Source organism: Prochlorococcus sp. MIT 1304 (assembly GCF_047305015.1).
GTDB lineage: Bacteria > Cyanobacteriota > Cyanobacteriia > PCC-6307 > Cyanobiaceae > Prochlorococcus_A > Prochlorococcus_A marinus_E.
Map to the genome: position 1 here is coordinate 740,295 of NZ_CP138974.1, position 15,158 is coordinate 755,452.

The window sequence follows — 15,158 nt, forward strand, 5'->3', positions numbered from 1 at the left end:
ATATTTCTTATATCGTCGTATGAAATCTCAAAATAGCAAAGAACAAAAATCAGACTTTTCCTATAAAGAAACTCTAAATTTACTAAAAACTGACTTCTCAATGCGTGCTAACTCAGTTTTGAGAGAACCCGAGATTCAGAATTTTTGGGCTAACAATGATATTGATTTCCAATTAGGTTCAAGCAATTCAGGCGAAATATTTACATTACATGATGGCCCTCCTTATGCAAATGGAGCTCTTCATATGGGGCATGCCCTTAATAAAGTTTTAAAAGACATAATAAATAAGTACAAAACCTTAAAAGGATTTAGGGTTCATTTCGTACCTGGTTGGGATTGTCATGGGTTACCTATTGAATTAAAAGTTCTTCAGAATTTAAAATCTGATGAAAGAAAGAATCTTGATACTCTAAATTTAAGAAAAAAAGCAACAGATTATGCCCATATCCAAATTAATAATCAAAAGGAGGGTTTCAAAAGGTGGGGCATATGGGGAGATTGGAATAACCCTTACTTAACTCTTAAGAAAAGTTATGAATCTGCTCAGATTGGAGTATTTGGGAAAATGTTTTTAAATGGCTATATATATCGAGGTCTTAAACCTGTGCATTGGAGTCCAAGTTCAAGGACTGCACTTGCAGAAGCAGAATTAGAATACCCTGATGATCATTATTCAAAAAGTATTTATGTTTCATTAAAAATCACTAAAATACCTGAGGAAATTCAATTAAATTTCATCCAAAAAAATATAAATATCAAAAAAGATTTTTTTCAAAATAATTCTTTCATAACCATTTGGACCACTACTCCTTGGACCATACCTGCAAATGAAGCAGTTGCAGTAAATCCAAAAATAAATTACATTTTTGCGATCGATGAAGAGAAGCGAATTTACCTTTTTGCTAAGGACTTATGTTCTGAAATAAGTAAGAAATTTAATAAAGATTTCAAGGTGCTTTTAGAGGTTAAAGGCTCCAAATTGGAAAATATTGAATATCAACATCCCTCTAAGAATAAAAATTGCAGAATTGTAATTGGAGGAGACTATATCACTACAGAATCAGGGACTGGAATTGTTCATACTGCTCCTGGACATGGGATAGATGATTTTAATGTGGGTCAAAAATATGATTTACCAATAACATGTGTTGTTGATGAAAAAGGTAACTTAAATGAATATTCTGGGCAATTCAAAGGATCAAATGTCTTGAAAGATGCAAATGATTTAATTATTGAATATTTAAAAGTAAATAATTTGCTTCTATTGCAAGAAAATTATAAGCATAGATATCCGTATGATTGGAGAACCAAAAAACCAACTATTTTTAGGGCAACAGAACAATGGTTTGCATCTGTAAATGGCTTTAGATCATCTGCATTGAAGGCAATCGAAGATGTTGAATGGATGCCAGAGACTGGAAAGAAAAGAATTTATTCTATGGTTGTAGGTAGAGGAGATTGGTGTATTTCTAGACAAAGGTCATGGGGGGTCCCTATTCCAGTTTTTTATAAAAAAAATGGTAATGAGATCCTGCTTAACAAAGAGATAATTAATCATATTCAAGAGCTTTTTAGTGAACATGGAGCAGATATTTGGTGGGATTGGGATGTTAAGAATCTTTTGCCGGAAAATTATGCAAAAGAATCGGATCTATGGAAAAAAGGAAAAGATACTATGGACGTCTGGTTCGATTCAGGATCTAGCTGGGCCGCAGTGTGTGAACTAAGAAGTGAATTAAAGTATCCTGCAGATCTTTATTTAGAGGGTTCAGATCAACATCGAGGATGGTTTCAGTCTTCTTTGCTAACATCTGTAGCAGTAAATAATAAACCTCCATATAAAAAAGTTTTAACTCATGGTTTTGCACTTGATGAAAACGGAAGAAAAATGAGTAAATCTTTAGGAAATGTTGTCGATCCAAATATAATTATTAATGGAGGTAATAATAAAAAAACTGATCCCGCTTATGGTGCTGATGTTTTAAGACTATGGGTAAGCTCTGTAGATTATTCGGTAGATGTTCCAATTGGTTCAAATATACTCAAGCAACTTTCAGACGTTTATAGAAAAGTACGTAATACTGCAAGGTATCTTCTAGGTAATATTCATGATTATGATCCTAAAATTGATAGTTTTGAAATTGATCAATTGCCTCTCTTAGATCAATGGATGTTAGGCAGATTAGTTGAAGTTACAGATCAAATATCAAACGCTTATGAAAATTATGAATTTTCAAAATTTTTCCAAATTTTGCAAAGTTTTTGTGTTGTAGATCTATCAAATTTTTATTTGGATATTGCGAAGGATAGGTTATATGTAAGTTCTAAATCTCAATTTAGGAGAAGATCTTGTCAGTTCGTTATGTCAAAAGTTGTTGAAAATTTAGCCGTACTCATTTCTCCAGTGCTTTGTCATATGGCTGAAGATATTTGGCAAAATATTCCATATTCAACTAAAGAAAAATCAGTCTTTCAAAGAGGATGGCCAATATTTTCGCAGTCATGGAAAAATAAAATACTTAATGAGCACATTTCAAATTTAAGAAATTTAAGAGTTGAAATTAACAAGGCCATAGAAGGATGTAGGAACAAACAAATAATTGGAGCAGCTTTGGAAACTGAAGTTAATTATTTACCGGAAGATAAAGCTTTAAAAGATTCACTTACTTGGCTAAAAGAATTTGGCAATCAAGATGTAGATTTATTTAGGGATTGGCTTATAGTGTCAAACTTCCAAGTGGTATCCGATTTGGTGGATAATTCTCTGGCTACTGATAACAATGCACTCGGTAAAATTCAAATAAATAAAGCTCAAGGGCAAAAATGTGATAGATGTTGGCACTATCAAAAAGAAACTTTTAATGGAATCCAAAATACAAAATTATGCAAAAGATGTTCAAATATAATTAATTTTGAATTTATTTAAATCCAGTTTTTTTGATTCAAAAAGTAAAGTGAGTTTTGATTTTCTCTTATAAAATTTTCTTCTGTTCCTGTTAATGGTGCTTTATAAAGTTTAAAGTTTGTGATCCTATAAGTAAGTGCTATTACTTTTTTTTCTGAATCTATCTCAATTGGATGAGTTGTTGAGCTACTGTAACCTCTGAAAATAATTATTTCTAATTGTTCTTTTTGATTTTTTTCTCGAAGGAATCCTTCTAGCTTAAGTATCCTATTAGGTATCTCGGAACTTATTCTTTCAAGACTATTTATTAAATCAATTTTTGTCATTTTCTGAGAAACAGGAGTTTCTTCCATTTTTAGGTAATTTGATTATTGACCATTGAAAAAGGCCTAAAGTATAAATTAATAATGAAAATAATCCTAAGAATTTTGATATCGTCTGGGTAAAGTTAGCTCCAAAGAAAAAATTAAATAAGTCTTTCATAATAATATATAAATTTGAAGAAGGCTGAAGCCATATTTCACACGCATCGGAATTAATAAAAGAAAAGCAGCTGAAGTTTTGTAAACTCTGAATAAAGAAATTGAGAGATATAAAAGTTATAGTCCATCTCCATATTTTTGTCGTTGTAGTAAGGGAGTAAGAAAAGTCATATTCTCTTAATTCATCATTAATGTCGTTCCAAAACCAAACTGAAACTGTCATTAATAATGTTGCAATATTTGTTACCACAAGCGCATAATTATATTTTCCTATTAAAAGTAGAAGGCTTATAAAAAATAAAATGGATACTTTCCAATAAATTGATAGAAGTTTAATAACTGCTTTATTTCTTTTTTTAATTGACCAGATGGATAGAGTAAAAGGAATACCAAGAAGGAAAATTATTGAAAGTTGAAATGATAGCCAAATAGAAAGTTGATTAAAAACGTCCAAAACTTTTTCTTTTTAAATACATAATAATTAAACATCAAACTGTTACTTTTGAACTTACTATTGTCATAGTTATGAATATTATGCATCCTTATATTATTGCCTAGGAATATATTGATAATTGTATGAGACAGCATGTTAATCCCCTTAGTAGTAATTTCAATCAAATCGAGAAATTACCTTCTTTGAGCGAAATGTTTGGTGATTCTAAATCGAATCTTCATTTGGATATAGGCTGTGCGGCTGGTGAGTTTCTATTTGATTTAGCTTTAGGTAATACCAGTTGGAATTATTTAGGAATTGAAATTCGTGAGAAATTAGTCAAAAATGCAAAATTAAAAGTGATTGAAAGAGAAATCAAAAATCTATATTTTATATTTGGTAATGCTAATAATATTTTGAATGATATGCAAAATAAATTTATTATCAAAAATATAAAAAGTATTTCTTTTTATTTCCCTGATCCCTGGTTTAAAAAGAGGCATTATAAAAGGCGTGTAATTCAGCCAGGATTTGTTAATATGCTCTCAAATTCATTGCAAAAAGGGACCCTAATTTTTATAAAAACAGATGTAAAGGATTTATTCAATTATATGGATTGCACCATATCAAGTAATTTTCATTTTAAGACAATAGATAAAAAAGATTTTAATTATTCTGAAAGTTTTAATCCAATTAAATTAAAAACTGATCGGGAAAAGTATGTGATTTATAACCAACTTGATATTTATGAAAAAATTTATATAAAAATTTAATTCATGATTAATATCTTATTTTATCAATTTCTAAAAAGAGTTTGTTCGTTATTTCGCTTGATAAAGAATCAACTTTCTCATGATTTTTGGCCTCAACTAGAACTCTCATTACAGGTTCTGTACCGCTAGGCCTTATATAAACTCTACAATTTTCCGAATATATTGTCTGAAAATTTTTTATAGATTCATCAATTAAGATTTTGTTTTCTGGATTTAATTTATTAAAATTAAAACCTAATTTAATATTAGTTAGTTTTTGAGGGAAAGGTTCGAAACTACTTTTAAGCCAATCATTTAAATTAATATTTTTCTTTTTACAATATTTGGAAATTTGAAGTGCTGTCAATATCCCATCACCAGAAAAGTTATTAATTTTTGAAAGTATATGACCTGATTGCTCACCTCCCAAAACAGATCTTTTTTTCTTAATTGCGTCATGAACATATTTATCTCCTACATCAGTTCTATATAAAATTCCACCAATTTTCTTCCAGGAATTTTCAAAACCTAAGTTTGCCATTTCTGTCGATATTAGTAAATTATTTGTGAGAAGTTTTTGTTCCATAAGTTCTCTACCCCAAAGAAAAAGAATATGATCTCCATCCAGCACATTCCCTTTTGAATCGATTCCAATTACTCTATCGGCATCTCCATCGAAGCTGAATCCCATATCCGCAGGACTCTCTCTTATTGCTTTTTTTAATGGTTCGAGGTTAGTAGAACCACAATTCAAATTAATTTTCAAACCATTTTTAGAGTTATTGATAACCTTTACATCGGCACCAAGAGACTGAAAAATTTTTCTTGCGCAAGTTGTTGCTGATCCATAGCATGTGTCTAGTATTATTCTCAACCCGCTTAAACTTTCTCCATCCATTGTTTGGATTAGGCTTTTAATATAAGTATCCATAAGATCTTTATTGGCTTTTAGGGGAACCACTTTTGTAGGAATTGATATATTTTGTTTTGACTCTTCAATTATTTTTTGAATTTTATTTTCAAAGATTTTAGTAATTTTTTGACCATTATGATCAAAAATTTTTATGCCATTATATTCTGGCGGATTATGACTTGCAGATATCATAATCCCACTACTTAGGTTCTCTTCTTTGATTAAATAAGGTATAGCTGGGGTAGGGCAGATTCCAAGATTTATAAATTTTTTACCACTTTCATTTATACCTTGTGTTATTGCCTGAAGCAGAATATTTCCACTAATTCTTGTATCTCTTCCAATTAATATTGGATTTTTATTTTCCAAAGTCGAACCTAGAGCATAACCTACTTTGTAGGCTAGAGAATAAGTTATCTCTTCATTAAATCTTCCTCTTATTCCATCAGTTCCAAAGATTGATTGCATAATTAAATTTCAGTAATCAAAGAAATTTTTGATAGCTATTCAATCCTTATTTTATCAGTTGATTAAAAGCTTATAGATTTCAATTCTCTATATTCGTTTGGCTTATTTAAGATACCCTTAATTAATAATACCTTAATAGTGCAATCTAAAAGTCAAGAACCAATTTTCAAGACAAATTTAAAAATAATAATTGTTTTGATTATATCTGTTTTTATTATTTCAATGCTTTTGTTTAAAAATTTATTTTTCAAATCAACTTATCTTCTAAAGAGTTTTGGAGAATTATCTGTTGACCCTGAAATAGCTTTTACAAATAATAAACCTACATTTCTGGAATTTTATGCAGATTGGTGTGAAGTTTGCAAAGAAATGGCTCCACAAGTTTCTTCTCTTAAAGATGAATATGAAAAAGATATTAATTTTGTTTTTTTAAATGTTGATAATCAAAAATGGGGTAATTACATCAAAAAGTTTTCTGTCAATGGGATTCCTCAAGTTAATCTTTTTGATAAGAAAGGCAATTTAATATCTACTTTTATTGGTAAACAAGATGAAATAAAAATAAGAGAATCTATTAATAATTTAGAAAAAGAAGAGAATCCCTATGAGGAAATTGTTAATGCTGAATTTTCAATAATTCAAGAAAATAAAAAAAATGAGGTTAATCCTCGTAGTCATGGATAATTTTTACCATCCTAAAGATTTTGATACAATAGGAAAACTTTTTTTAAAAATCGACTTGCAATTCTGAGCGATAGACTTGTGTTCTTTTTGGGTGCCGTTAGCTGATCTTAAATGAATGTAATGGATCCACGATCTACATGATCCAGACATATAGATTCTTGTTGGAGTAGCTAATGGTAAAACAAATCTCGCACATTCTTTTGCTACGCCTTCAGCGAGTAAATCTTCATATAATTCTGATGCAGCCTGAAAATGTAAACCAATTTTTTCATTGAATCTTTTTTTTAACTCATCAGGGAGATCGGGGATTGAATTTTGCCTATTTTTGAAATCTTGACGCCTTAGTTCTGGTAAGGGAATATTACCCAATTGAGAACTATCTGCATATCTCTGTGAAAATTCCTGGAAAGTAAATGATCTATGTCTTAAAATTTGTGCAGCGATACCTCTGTTGGTTTCTATTTGTAAAGTCATAAATGACTGTTCGAAAACGCTCCAATGTTCATTTTTAATGCAATAACTCAATAATTTTGAGTAGTCCTCATTTTCCTGATTTTTTGGGTTACTAACTCTTGCAATGTAAGCCATTGTTTTTTCTGCATCAGGAGTTAGCGAAATTAGTTCAACTTTACTCATTTTAGATTTTCGCTAGAGTCACCTTTTCTGGTTGGTTTTGATATTTACCTCTTCTATCTTCATAGGTTGTAGAGCATGGATCACCTTCAAAAAAGAGTAGTTGGCAAATGCCTTCTTCTGCATAAATTCTGCAATCTGCACCAGAACTATTACTAAACTCTAAAGTTAGATGACCTTCCCAACCTGCTTCTGCAGGTGTCGTGTTAACAATAATTCCTAGTCTTGCGTAAGTGCTTTTGCCAATACAGATCACAGTTATATTTTCTGGTACTTTCATCTTTTCTAAAGCCACTCCTAAACCATAGGAGTGAGCAGGAAGAATAAAAAAGTCTCCATCATTGTCATGGTGAAGAACAGTTTTTTCTAAATTATTAGGATTAAATTTTTTGGGATTCATCACAGTCCCAGGGATATGTCTGAAAATTAGGAATTCTTTTGATGAAAGTCTTAAATCATATCCATAGGATGAACATCCGTAACTCAAAACTGGCTTTTGTTTATTGTCAGGTTCAAGATGCCTCACTAAATTTGATTGAAAGGGCTTTATCATTCCTTCCGAGGCTTTTTGATTTATCCAGAGATCATTCTTTAGCATAGTTTTATGAGCGAAGTTCAGTAATTTGGTTGGCCATTAATAATAGATCTTTGGGTATATCTGTACCAGTAAGGATTACATCTCCTGATATAAATCGGTTTTCAAGTGTTGAAATCAAATCATCTTTATCGATAATTTTCATGTCAATAGCTAAAAAAATTTCATCAAGTATCATTTGTTCATACTCTCCAGACTGTAGTTTTTTTTTGCAAAAATTCCATAATTCAAAAGTAGATTCATGAATAGATTTTTTTAAATTTTTATTATTTTCAATTTCTTCAGAATTGTATTGATCAAAAGAATGTGATGATCTTACCCAGGTCAAATTACCGCATAGCTTTACTGCATTATCAATTCCTTGCTTGACTCCTCCTCTCATAAATTGTATTAAGAGCACTTTTCTGCCAAGAGCAGCATTTCTTAGAGAGTCTCTAATGATAGATGGGTAACTTCCTCTGTATGATGATTGATAAATTTGAATTTGCCCATTTTGCGTAAATTTTTGTCTGTTGATTTTGTTAGAAGTATTTATATTTACAACATCAAGATTACTTTTGGAATATAGATGAGATGAACTAATTACCATTATTTAAATTCTTTCTACATGCAGTATAATTAGAATCTATTGACACTGCATATAGTGTAATTTTACTTAAAAAAGGGTTAATCAAGTACAAACTGATTTTTAAAGGGTTATCAATAAACCAATAAGAATTTAAAATTGTTACTGTTGATACAAGAAATTTTAGAGTGCCTCCTTAAATTTTTTAATAGTAAAGATATTTATGATACCTGCTTCACGAGGATTCAACCGCTTTAGTTCGCAACAGTCAGGACAAAGTAAAATCAATTCTGTTGGAGAACGTTTCCCAATTAATAGAACTTTAATGGAAGTGATTAAAGGTCTAGATGGAGCAAACACAGAAATGGTTGAAAGATCTAAAACAATATTTTTCCCTGGGGACCCTGCTGAAAAAGTTTATCTCATAAGAAGAGGTGCAGTAAGATTGTCAAGAGTTTATGAGTCAGGTGAAGAAATAACTGTTGCTCTTTTAAGAGAGAATAGTCTCTTTGGTGTTTTATCTCTTCTAACAGGCCATAGATCTGATCGTTTTTACCATGCCATAGCATTCACAAGAGTTGAAATGATAACAGCACCTGCAAATTCTGTTTTAAGAGCTATAGAGGAAGATGCATCAGTAGGACTACTTCTTTTACAGGGCCTTTCTAGTAGGATCCTGCAAACTGAAACTATGATAGAAACTCTTACACACAGAGATATGTCTTCTCGTTTAGTAAGTTTTTTAATGGTTCTTTGTAGAGACTTTGGAGTTGCAGGTGAAAAAGGTATTACAATAGATCTAAGGCTTTCACATCAGGCAATTGCTGAAGCTATTGGTTCTACAAGAGTAACCATTACAAGATTATTGGGAGATTTAAAGGATTCAGGGCTTCTGAATATTGAAAGAAAAAAGATCACAGTATTCGATCCAATTGCTCTTGCAAAAAGATTTAATTGATTCATCATTAATTATGATGTACTGAGTGTATACAAAAATGTGGCTTGGATTTTAATTGTTTTTTTAATATTTTTAGGGGGACTTATTGCACCATTTGGGGATATTCTTGGAACAAAGATCGGAAAAGCAAGATTTAGTATTTTAAAATTAAGACCGAAAAAAACAGCAACTATAATAACTATAATTACAGGAGGGTTTATTAGTTCAATATCAATAGGGTTATTGATTTTAGTTAGTGAAGAATTTAGGCAAAGGCTTTTTGTGGATATTCCTTTGTTGCAAAAAACTTTAGATAAAAGTAAAAAAGCTTTAGTCCCTTTACAGAAAGAGCGAAAAGAACTTGAAAGTAAAATTATTCAAAAAGAAAACGAGTTAAATCAATTAAAAAGTAGTATTAAAGAATTTAGGAGAGGCAATATTGTTATTAAAAGAGGGCAAACTTTATTTATTGCTGAGGTTAATTCCAGCTCAAATATAAAACTAGACTTAACAAAAATCTATAATGAAGCTGATAAATTTGTTAGAAAAATTGTTTTCCCGATTAATAAAGATGCAAAAAATATTCTTTTGTGGAGACCTAGTGATATCTCAAAAATTGAGACAATAGCTTCTAGAGGCGGCGACTGGATTTTATTAATTAAATCAGCAACAAATGTTTTAAAAGGGGATAATTATGTGTTTGTATCTCCTGATTTATTAGAGAATAAATTTATAGTCAAAAAAGGAGATGTCATTACAAGTGCAATTATGGAAAAAAGTGATTTAAATTTTAAAGAAATAAATTTAAAAATAAAATCACTGTTAAGAGAAACAAGGGATGAAATTAAGTCAAAAGGTTCACAAGTTGTTGAAATTAATACAAATGGAAATTTTGTAAAAAAAATTAGAGACTTTCTTCAAGAAAATCAAAATGTAAATTTTATGTTAGAAGTAGTATCTTTGAGAGATAGCAAAACTGTAGAACCCATAGTCGTTGAAATTAATATTGTAAAGATTGCATCTTAAATGGCTAGAGTAGTAACTATTGATCCTGGAAAAAGTAAATGCGGCTTAGTCCTAGCGGAAATTAGTGAAAAAAAAGTTTACAAAGCGATCATCCTGAAAAGTGAATTACTTGAGAATTATCTTAGAAATTTAATTTCCGCTGAGGATATAGAACAAATTATTATTGGCAATGGCACCACCAGTAGAGAAATTAGAGAAAAACTACATTTCTTTAAAAAAGAAATAATAACTTTTGAAGAAAAAAATACTACCTACAGGGCTAAAGCGAGATATTTTGAACTTTTTCCAATTAGTGGCCTGAAGTTTTTAATACCTAGAGAAATTTTTATTCTTAATAAAAACCTTGATGCCATATCAGCTTTGATTATTTTAGAGGATTACTGCAGAATGAAGTTTACTTTGAATCAGAATATAGATTTTAAAACTTGGCTGAAATAGTGAATTTATATTCATTCCCTGCTTCTAGTTCATAATCTTTTTTTAGTAAAAACCTCAATAAGGCATCCTCAATTAAAGCTCTTCCCAAAGGTGGATTTACTGTTAGTAAACCTTTATGAAAAGACCATATAAAAGTCCACCGAAATTGACTAGCTTTTACAACCCCCTGAATTTGCTTTTTTGAGAAGGAATATTCCTTAACACTTACATTGGCAATCGTTTCAGGTTTTGAACGCATTACTTAAGGTTAGTCTTGGTTAAAAGAGTTTAATTCATTAATTATATGATCTTCTTTTTTAGTATTTAGATGTTCGAGGGATTCTATTACTCTCTTAAACACTTTATCCAATATTAATTTTTCTTCTAGAGAAATATTTCCTAATACATGTGAAATAGTATTGAAATTATTTTCTCCTTTTATTAGGGGAGGTGACCCAATACCAATTCTTATTCTCTTAAAGTTTTGTGACTGCAATTGTTCAATGATGCTTTTAAGCCCGTTATGTCCACCTGAGCTTCCTTTTCTTCTAAATCTTATTTTTCCAAGGGGAAGATCTTTATCATCGACTATTATAAAAATTTGATCTAAGTTTACTTTGTACCAATCAACGATTGCTCGGACAGCATAACCACTGTTATTCATAAACGTATTTGGTAAAAATAACCTAAAGGTGTAGTTATTGATTTGAAATTCTGAGCAGGAACTTTTAAGTTTATCTTTTAATAAAAAATTTGAATTATATTTTTTTGAGAGCTTTTCAAGCAGCAAAAAACCTATATTGTGTCTACTGTTGTAATATTTTTTCCCAGGATTCCCAAGTCCAATTAAATATATTTCATGCATGATGTATATCTAAATCTCACTTAATTGAGAATTATAAATATATATAAACTATAACTAATTAAAAAAACAAAATTTCAAAAAAAGTTATTTAGCGATAACTATGTGAAATAAATAACTTCTTGAGAAAATTTTAGAAATTAGTTTCCATTCCAATCTACTGAGAAACCCTGTAGTAGTAGGGATTGGTTATAAATTTGCAAAAGAATAACCAAAAAAACAAGTAGTAGTAGGCCTATGACAGTCATCACAGGAACTGCTCCCCAACCAGGTACTACTTTCCCTTGACCTGAATTACCAATTGCTTTTAGAAGACTGCCTAAGGCTGTTTTTTGACCCATTTGAATCACATAATCGAATATTATTTCGCTATTGTATAAGAACTTATACATAAATTGTTTACAAACTTAGCAAAATTGATGCAAACTTTATCATCTGCTCCAGATCCTGCAGTTTCCATAGCAGTAACAATTCTGGCATTACTCCTAGCTTTAACCGGTTTTGGTCTTTGGACTGCATTTGGACCCAAAGCTGCAAAGCTTACTGATCCTTGGGATGACCATGACGATTAATCTTCTTTAAAGTATTTCAAAATTTTCCAAAAATACAAAAAGTAAACAATTAACCATAGTTTAACTATAAATTTAATAAGATATAAATCTGTCAGCACTAGTAATTCCATGCTTGCCTTAAAAATTTCTGTTTACACTATCGTCTTCTTCTTCGTTGGAATATTTCTTTTCGGCTTTTTGGCAAGTGATCCAACAAGGACGCCTAATAGAAAGGATCTAGAGAGTCCTCAAGATTAAATATTTCTACCTAGGAATCATATTGAAGATCTTGAAATTTAGAAAACTTATATTTACAAATTTATTTTTATTTAATTTATTCAATTTTTCATATCCTGATTAAACTTCATCTATAGACAGTAATATTTTTCGATTAGATGGTTTAAGTTAAAACAATGCAAAACTATCAATTCTAAAAAAACTTCTTTAGATAAAAAAATTGACGAATCTATTCAGGAAATAGCTTTAAGAGAGAATTTAAATCAAGAATTCCAGCTAGAAATACAATCTGATAAACAATTCCAGCAAGAATCTGTTTTATATGCTGAGGGTAATGTTATTGCTAATTATAAAGGAAATACTTTAAAAGCTGATTTACTTGTCTACGACAAGTCAAAAGGAATTGTGAAAGCAGGTTTAAATTCGATCAAATTTCAGATCTTTTCACTTTAAATTTAGCTTTTGATCAACAACTATATGGACCTATACTCTTGAAAACTGATGCTACTTTAAATCTTGATAAGAATTCACAAGATTATGGAGATTTTATAAGTTCGAAAATTTCGATAAGTTTAAAAAAAGATCATATGAATTAGGGGTTTTTTATCAACCTTATAATCAATTTGGAGGAATAAATTTCTCTCTAAATGGTTTCGAATAATTCATTGGATTGATTAAACTTTGTGTAGGGTAGATCATTTATTTTTTTTTCGATTAGTTTTTTATTTGCAAGGAGTGTTGAGGTTGCGTCCCACTCACCAGTCAAAAACATATTTTTTGAAGAAATCTTTATTTCTAAATCAAAATTAAAAAAAGTAGATTTGAAGGTTGATTCATTAATGTTTATTTCACATAAGGAATTATTTATATATTTATTTTCTTGTATATTTTTAATTAATTTTTTTGGGAGTGTGAAACATGGTATTCCAATAGCTATACAATTGCAGTAGAAAATTTCTGCAAAACTTTCTCCAATTATCGCTCTTATTCCCCACCTAAGAAGGGCTTGGGGTGCATGTTCTCTGCTAGATCCGCATCCAAAATTACTATTAACAATTAGTATTGAGGATCCTTTATTCGACTCCAAATCAAAAGGATGTTTACCTTTAAGATTTTTTCTATCATCTTCAAAAACGGATTGTCCTAAATTATCGAAATTTACACATTTTAAAAAACGAGCTGGAATAATTCGATCGGTATCAATGTCATCACCAATTAATACTATCGATTTACCTACTATTTTTGATATAGGCCCTACTGGGGCTTGAAACTTTTTGATCATTTTCACATAAAATTTCTTATGTCTGTTACTTTCCCTGATATTGCAGCAGCTGCAACCATCGCAGGACTCATTAATAATGTCCTTCCATTTGGGGATCCTTGTCTTCCTTTGAAATTTCTATTACTAGAACTTGCACTAAGTTGATTACCTATTAGCTTATCTGAATTCATTGCTAAACACATTGAACAGCCTGGTTCTCTCCATTGAAAACCTGCATCAAGGAAAATTTTGTCAAGTCCTTCTATTTTTGCTTCTTTTGCTACTTTCTCAGATCCTGGGACTACAAATGCTTTTATATTCTGAGATACTTTTTTGTCTTTTACTACTTTAGCAGCAACTCTTAAGTCACTTATTCTTCCATTGGTACAACTGCCTATGAAACAAACATCAATTGGAGTATCCTTAATTGACTGTCCTGGTTTGAAACCCATATATTCATAAGCTTCTTTAGCAACAAATTGGTCATCTGGGGACAATTCTTCTAAAAGAGGGATTTTTTGGTTGATGCCTACACTTTGACCTGGAGTAATTCCCCAGGTTACGGTTGGTTCTACTTTTGAAGCATCAATTTTAGTTACATCATCATAAATAGAATTTGCATCGCTTTTTAATGATTTCCACCATAAAAGTGCTTCATCCCAATTCTCATTTCTGGGCGCACATAATTTATTTTTAATGTAACTAAAAGTCTTTTCATCAGGATTTATGTAGCCGCATCTCGCCCCACCTTCAATAGACATATTGCATATTGTCATTCTTTCTTCCATTGATAATGAATTGATTGCGGGTCCTGCAAACTCATATGCAAAACCTACTCCAGCCTTTACACCAAGTTTATTGATAATATGAAGAACTAAATCTTTAGCATAAACCCCATTAGATAATTTATTTTCACACCAAATCTGCCTTACTTTCAATTTGTTCATGGCTATGGTTTGGGTAGCAAGAACATCTCTAACTTGGCTTGTACCTATCCCAAAAGCAATGGACCCAAAAGCTCCATGCGTTGAAGTATGAGAATCTCCACAAGCGATTGTCATACCAGGCTGGGTTAGCCCCAATTCTGGAGCTACTACATGAACTATACCTTGATTTCCACTGCCAATATTAAAAAATCTTATCTTATGTTCTATGCAGTTCTTTTCAAGTGTTTCAATCATTTGCTCGGCAAGATTATCTTTAAAAGGTCTGCTTTGATTATCCGTTGGCACAATATGATCAACTGTAGCGACAGTCCTACTAGGGAATTTTACCCTTAAATTTTTGTCTTTTAAAGCGCCAAATGCTTGAGGACTTGTTACTTCATGGATGAGGTGAAGACCAATAAAAATTTGATCTGAGCCACCAGGGAGACTGGAAACTTTGTGTAAATCCCAAACTTTATCAAATAAGGTATCTTTACTCAATTTGTAAAAA

General features: G+C 30.7%; 19 protein-coding genes and 1 pseudogene. 9 read left to right on the forward strand and 11 right to left on the reverse strand.

Annotated elements, in window-relative coordinates:
- The first annotated feature begins 19 nt into the window (after window positions 1-19).
- Window positions 20-2,926 (forward strand): isoleucine--tRNA ligase, encoded by a 2,907-nt coding sequence (gene ileS, locus SIB45_RS04035; protein WP_011862281.1) that lies wholly within the window; start codon window positions 20-22, stop codon window positions 2,924-2,926.
- Here ileS and SIB45_RS04040 read toward each other — a convergent pair.
- Window positions 2,923-3,258 (reverse strand): hypothetical protein, encoded by a 336-nt coding sequence (locus tag SIB45_RS04040; RefSeq protein ID WP_011862282.1) that lies wholly within the window; start codon window positions 3,256-3,258, stop codon window positions 2,923-2,925. The genes ileS and SIB45_RS04040 overlap by 4 nt on opposite strands.
- Window positions 3,218-3,841: a DUF3177 family protein gene (locus tag SIB45_RS04045; RefSeq protein ID WP_011862283.1), complete on the reverse strand. Its 624-nt coding sequence runs from the start codon at window positions 3,839-3,841 to the stop codon at window positions 3,218-3,220. Before SIB45_RS04045 ends, SIB45_RS04040 begins: the two co-directional genes overlap by 41 nt.
- A gap of 122 nt (window positions 3,842-3,963) precedes the next feature.
- Here SIB45_RS04045 and trmB point away from each other — a divergent pair, with 122 nt between their 5' ends.
- On the forward strand, window positions 3,964-4,593 hold the full coding sequence (gene trmB, locus SIB45_RS04050) for a tRNA (guanosine(46)-N7)-methyltransferase TrmB (protein WP_011862284.1): 630 nt from the start codon (window positions 3,964-3,966) through the stop codon (window positions 4,591-4,593).
- 7 nt (window positions 4,594-4,600) lie between these two features.
- Here trmB and SIB45_RS04055 read toward each other — a convergent pair whose 3' ends face one another.
- Window positions 4,601-5,953, reverse strand: coding sequence for a phosphoglucosamine mutase (locus SIB45_RS04055; RefSeq protein WP_011862285.1), 1,353 nt, complete (start codon window positions 5,951-5,953; stop codon window positions 4,601-4,603).
- Between the two features lie 138 nt (window positions 5,954-6,091).
- Here SIB45_RS04055 and SIB45_RS04060 point away from each other — a divergent pair, with 138 nt between their 5' ends.
- On the forward strand, window positions 6,092-6,637 hold the full coding sequence (locus SIB45_RS04060) for a thioredoxin domain-containing protein (RefSeq protein ID WP_041484655.1): 546 nt from the start codon (window positions 6,092-6,094) through the stop codon (window positions 6,635-6,637).
- A gap of 3 nt (window positions 6,638-6,640) precedes the next feature.
- On the opposite strand, the gene thyX is transcribed toward SIB45_RS04060, so the two are convergent.
- From thyX to SIB45_RS04075, 3 genes are read right to left on the reverse strand one after another with little or no spacing between them, the layout of a single operon-like run.
- Window positions 6,641-7,273, reverse strand: coding sequence for an FAD-dependent thymidylate synthase (gene thyX / locus SIB45_RS04065; protein ID WP_011862287.1), 633 nt, complete (start codon window positions 7,271-7,273; stop codon window positions 6,641-6,643).
- 1 nt (window position 7,274) lies between these two features.
- Window positions 7,275-7,868 (reverse strand): dCTP deaminase, encoded by a 594-nt coding sequence (dcd, locus tag SIB45_RS04070; protein WP_011862288.1) that lies wholly within the window; start codon window positions 7,866-7,868, stop codon window positions 7,275-7,277.
- Between the two features lie 4 nt (window positions 7,869-7,872).
- Complete coding sequence (locus SIB45_RS04075; protein ID WP_011862289.1) at window positions 7,873-8,454, reverse strand: cob(I)yrinic acid a,c-diamide adenosyltransferase; 582 nt, start codon at window positions 8,452-8,454, stop codon at window positions 7,873-7,875.
- A 199-nt stretch (window positions 8,455-8,653) separates the two neighbouring features.
- On the opposite strand from SIB45_RS04075, the gene ntcA reads away from it, so the two are divergent.
- Genes ntcA through SIB45_RS04090 form a run of 3 tightly spaced genes read left to right on the forward strand, consistent with a single transcriptional unit; the run spans window position 8,654 to window position 10,831 of the window.
- Window positions 8,654-9,388, forward strand: coding sequence for a global nitrogen regulator NtcA (ntcA, locus tag SIB45_RS04080; protein WP_011862290.1), 735 nt, complete (start codon window positions 8,654-8,656; stop codon window positions 9,386-9,388).
- A gap of 39 nt (window positions 9,389-9,427) precedes the next feature.
- A complete protein-coding gene (locus SIB45_RS04085) occupies window positions 9,428-10,393 on the forward strand; it encodes a DUF3084 domain-containing protein (protein ID WP_011862291.1) in 966 nt (321 codons plus the stop codon).
- Window positions 10,394-10,831 (forward strand): hypothetical protein, encoded by a 438-nt coding sequence (locus tag SIB45_RS04090; RefSeq protein ID WP_011862292.1) that lies wholly within the window; start codon window positions 10,394-10,396, stop codon window positions 10,829-10,831.
- Here the strand turns inward: SIB45_RS04090 and SIB45_RS04095 are convergent.
- The 3 genes from SIB45_RS04095 to psbH all read right to left on the reverse strand — a co-directional run bounded on the left by SIB45_RS04095 (window position 10,812) and on the right by psbH (window position 12,013).
- Window positions 10,812-11,069 carry a DUF3146 family protein gene (locus SIB45_RS04095; protein WP_011862293.1) on the reverse strand — a complete coding sequence of 86 codons (258 nt, stop codon included), beginning with the start codon at window positions 11,067-11,069 and terminating at the stop codon, window positions 10,812-10,814. The genes SIB45_RS04090 and SIB45_RS04095 overlap by 20 nt on opposite strands.
- 9 nt (window positions 11,070-11,078) lie before the next feature.
- Window positions 11,079-11,675, reverse strand: a complete 597-nt coding sequence (gene pth / locus SIB45_RS04100) for an aminoacyl-tRNA hydrolase (RefSeq protein ID WP_011862294.1) — start codon at window positions 11,673-11,675, stop codon at window positions 11,079-11,081.
- A gap of 137 nt (window positions 11,676-11,812) precedes the next feature.
- Window positions 11,813-12,013, reverse strand: a complete 201-nt coding sequence (gene psbH, locus SIB45_RS04105) for a photosystem II reaction center phosphoprotein PsbH (protein ID WP_002805661.1) — start codon at window positions 12,011-12,013, stop codon at window positions 11,813-11,815.
- A 78-nt stretch (window positions 12,014-12,091) separates the two neighbouring features.
- Between psbH and psbN the strand changes: the two genes are divergently transcribed.
- From psbN to SIB45_RS04120, 3 genes and pseudogenes are all read left to right on the forward strand, one after another.
- Window positions 12,092-12,244, forward strand: a complete 153-nt coding sequence (gene psbN, locus SIB45_RS04110) for a photosystem II reaction center protein PsbN (protein WP_011817745.1) — start codon at window positions 12,092-12,094, stop codon at window positions 12,242-12,244.
- A gap of 108 nt (window positions 12,245-12,352) precedes the next feature.
- Complete coding sequence (locus tag SIB45_RS04115) at window positions 12,353-12,481, forward strand: photosystem II reaction center protein I (RefSeq protein WP_002805124.1); 129 nt, start codon at window positions 12,353-12,355, stop codon at window positions 12,479-12,481.
- 410 nt (window positions 12,482-12,891) lie between these two features.
- Window positions 12,892-13,121: pseudogene (locus tag SIB45_RS04120) on the forward strand (DUF3769 domain-containing protein).
- Here the strand turns inward: SIB45_RS04120 and SIB45_RS04125 are convergent.
- Together SIB45_RS04125 and leuC are read right to left on the reverse strand one after the other, a co-directional pair.
- Window positions 13,104-13,742, reverse strand: a complete 639-nt coding sequence (locus SIB45_RS04125) for a 3-isopropylmalate dehydratase small subunit (protein ID WP_011862296.1) — start codon at window positions 13,740-13,742, stop codon at window positions 13,104-13,106. The pseudogene SIB45_RS04120 and the gene SIB45_RS04125 sit on opposite strands and share 18 nt — an antisense overlap.
- A 2-nt stretch (window positions 13,743-13,744) precedes the next feature.
- Window positions 13,745-15,148 (reverse strand): 3-isopropylmalate dehydratase large subunit, encoded by a 1,404-nt coding sequence (leuC, locus tag SIB45_RS04130; RefSeq protein WP_011862297.1) that lies wholly within the window; start codon window positions 15,146-15,148, stop codon window positions 13,745-13,747.
- Between the last annotated feature and the right edge of the window lie 10 nt (window positions 15,149-15,158).

Coding starts and splice junctions, on each gene's coding strand:
- SIB45_RS04055 (WP_011862285.1), bottom strand. CDS start 5,953: ATGCAATCAATCTTTGGAACTGATGGAATAAGAGGAAGATTTAATGAA.
- psbH (WP_002805661.1), bottom strand. CDS start 12,013: ATGGGTCAAAAAACAGCCTTAGGCAGTCTTCTAAAAGCAATTGGTAAT.
- psbN (WP_011817745.1), top strand. CDS start 12,092: ATGCAAACTTTATCATCTGCTCCAGATCCTGCAGTTTCCATAGCAGTA.
- ntcA (WP_011862290.1), top strand. CDS start 8,654: ATGATACCTGCTTCACGAGGATTCAACCGCTTTAGTTCGCAACAGTCA.
- SIB45_RS04040 (WP_011862282.1), bottom strand. CDS start 3,258: ATGGAAGAAACTCCTGTTTCTCAGAAAATGACAAAAATTGATTTAATA.
- SIB45_RS04075 (WP_011862289.1), bottom strand. CDS start 8,454: ATGGTAATTAGTTCATCTCATCTATATTCCAAAAGTAATCTTGATGTT.
- SIB45_RS04115 (WP_002805124.1), top strand. CDS start 12,353: ATGCTTGCCTTAAAAATTTCTGTTTACACTATCGTCTTCTTCTTCGTT.
- thyX (WP_011862287.1), bottom strand. CDS start 7,273: ATGAGTAAAGTTGAACTAATTTCGCTAACTCCTGATGCAGAAAAAACA.
- ileS (WP_011862281.1), top strand. CDS start 20: ATGAAATCTCAAAATAGCAAAGAACAAAAATCAGACTTTTCCTATAAA.
- dcd (WP_011862288.1), bottom strand. CDS start 7,868: ATGCTAAAGAATGATCTCTGGATAAATCAAAAAGCCTCGGAAGGAATG.
- trmB (WP_011862284.1), top strand. CDS start 3,964: ATGAGACAGCATGTTAATCCCCTTAGTAGTAATTTCAATCAAATCGAG.
- pth (WP_011862294.1), bottom strand. CDS start 11,675: ATGCATGAAATATATTTAATTGGACTTGGGAATCCTGGGAAAAAATAT.
- SIB45_RS04090 (WP_011862292.1), top strand. CDS start 10,394: ATGGCTAGAGTAGTAACTATTGATCCTGGAAAAAGTAAATGCGGCTTA.
- SIB45_RS04125 (WP_011862296.1), bottom strand. CDS start 13,742: ATGATCAAAAAGTTTCAAGCCCCAGTAGGGCCTATATCAAAAATAGTA.
- SIB45_RS04095 (WP_011862293.1), bottom strand. CDS start 11,069: ATGCGTTCAAAACCTGAAACGATTGCCAATGTAAGTGTTAAGGAATAT.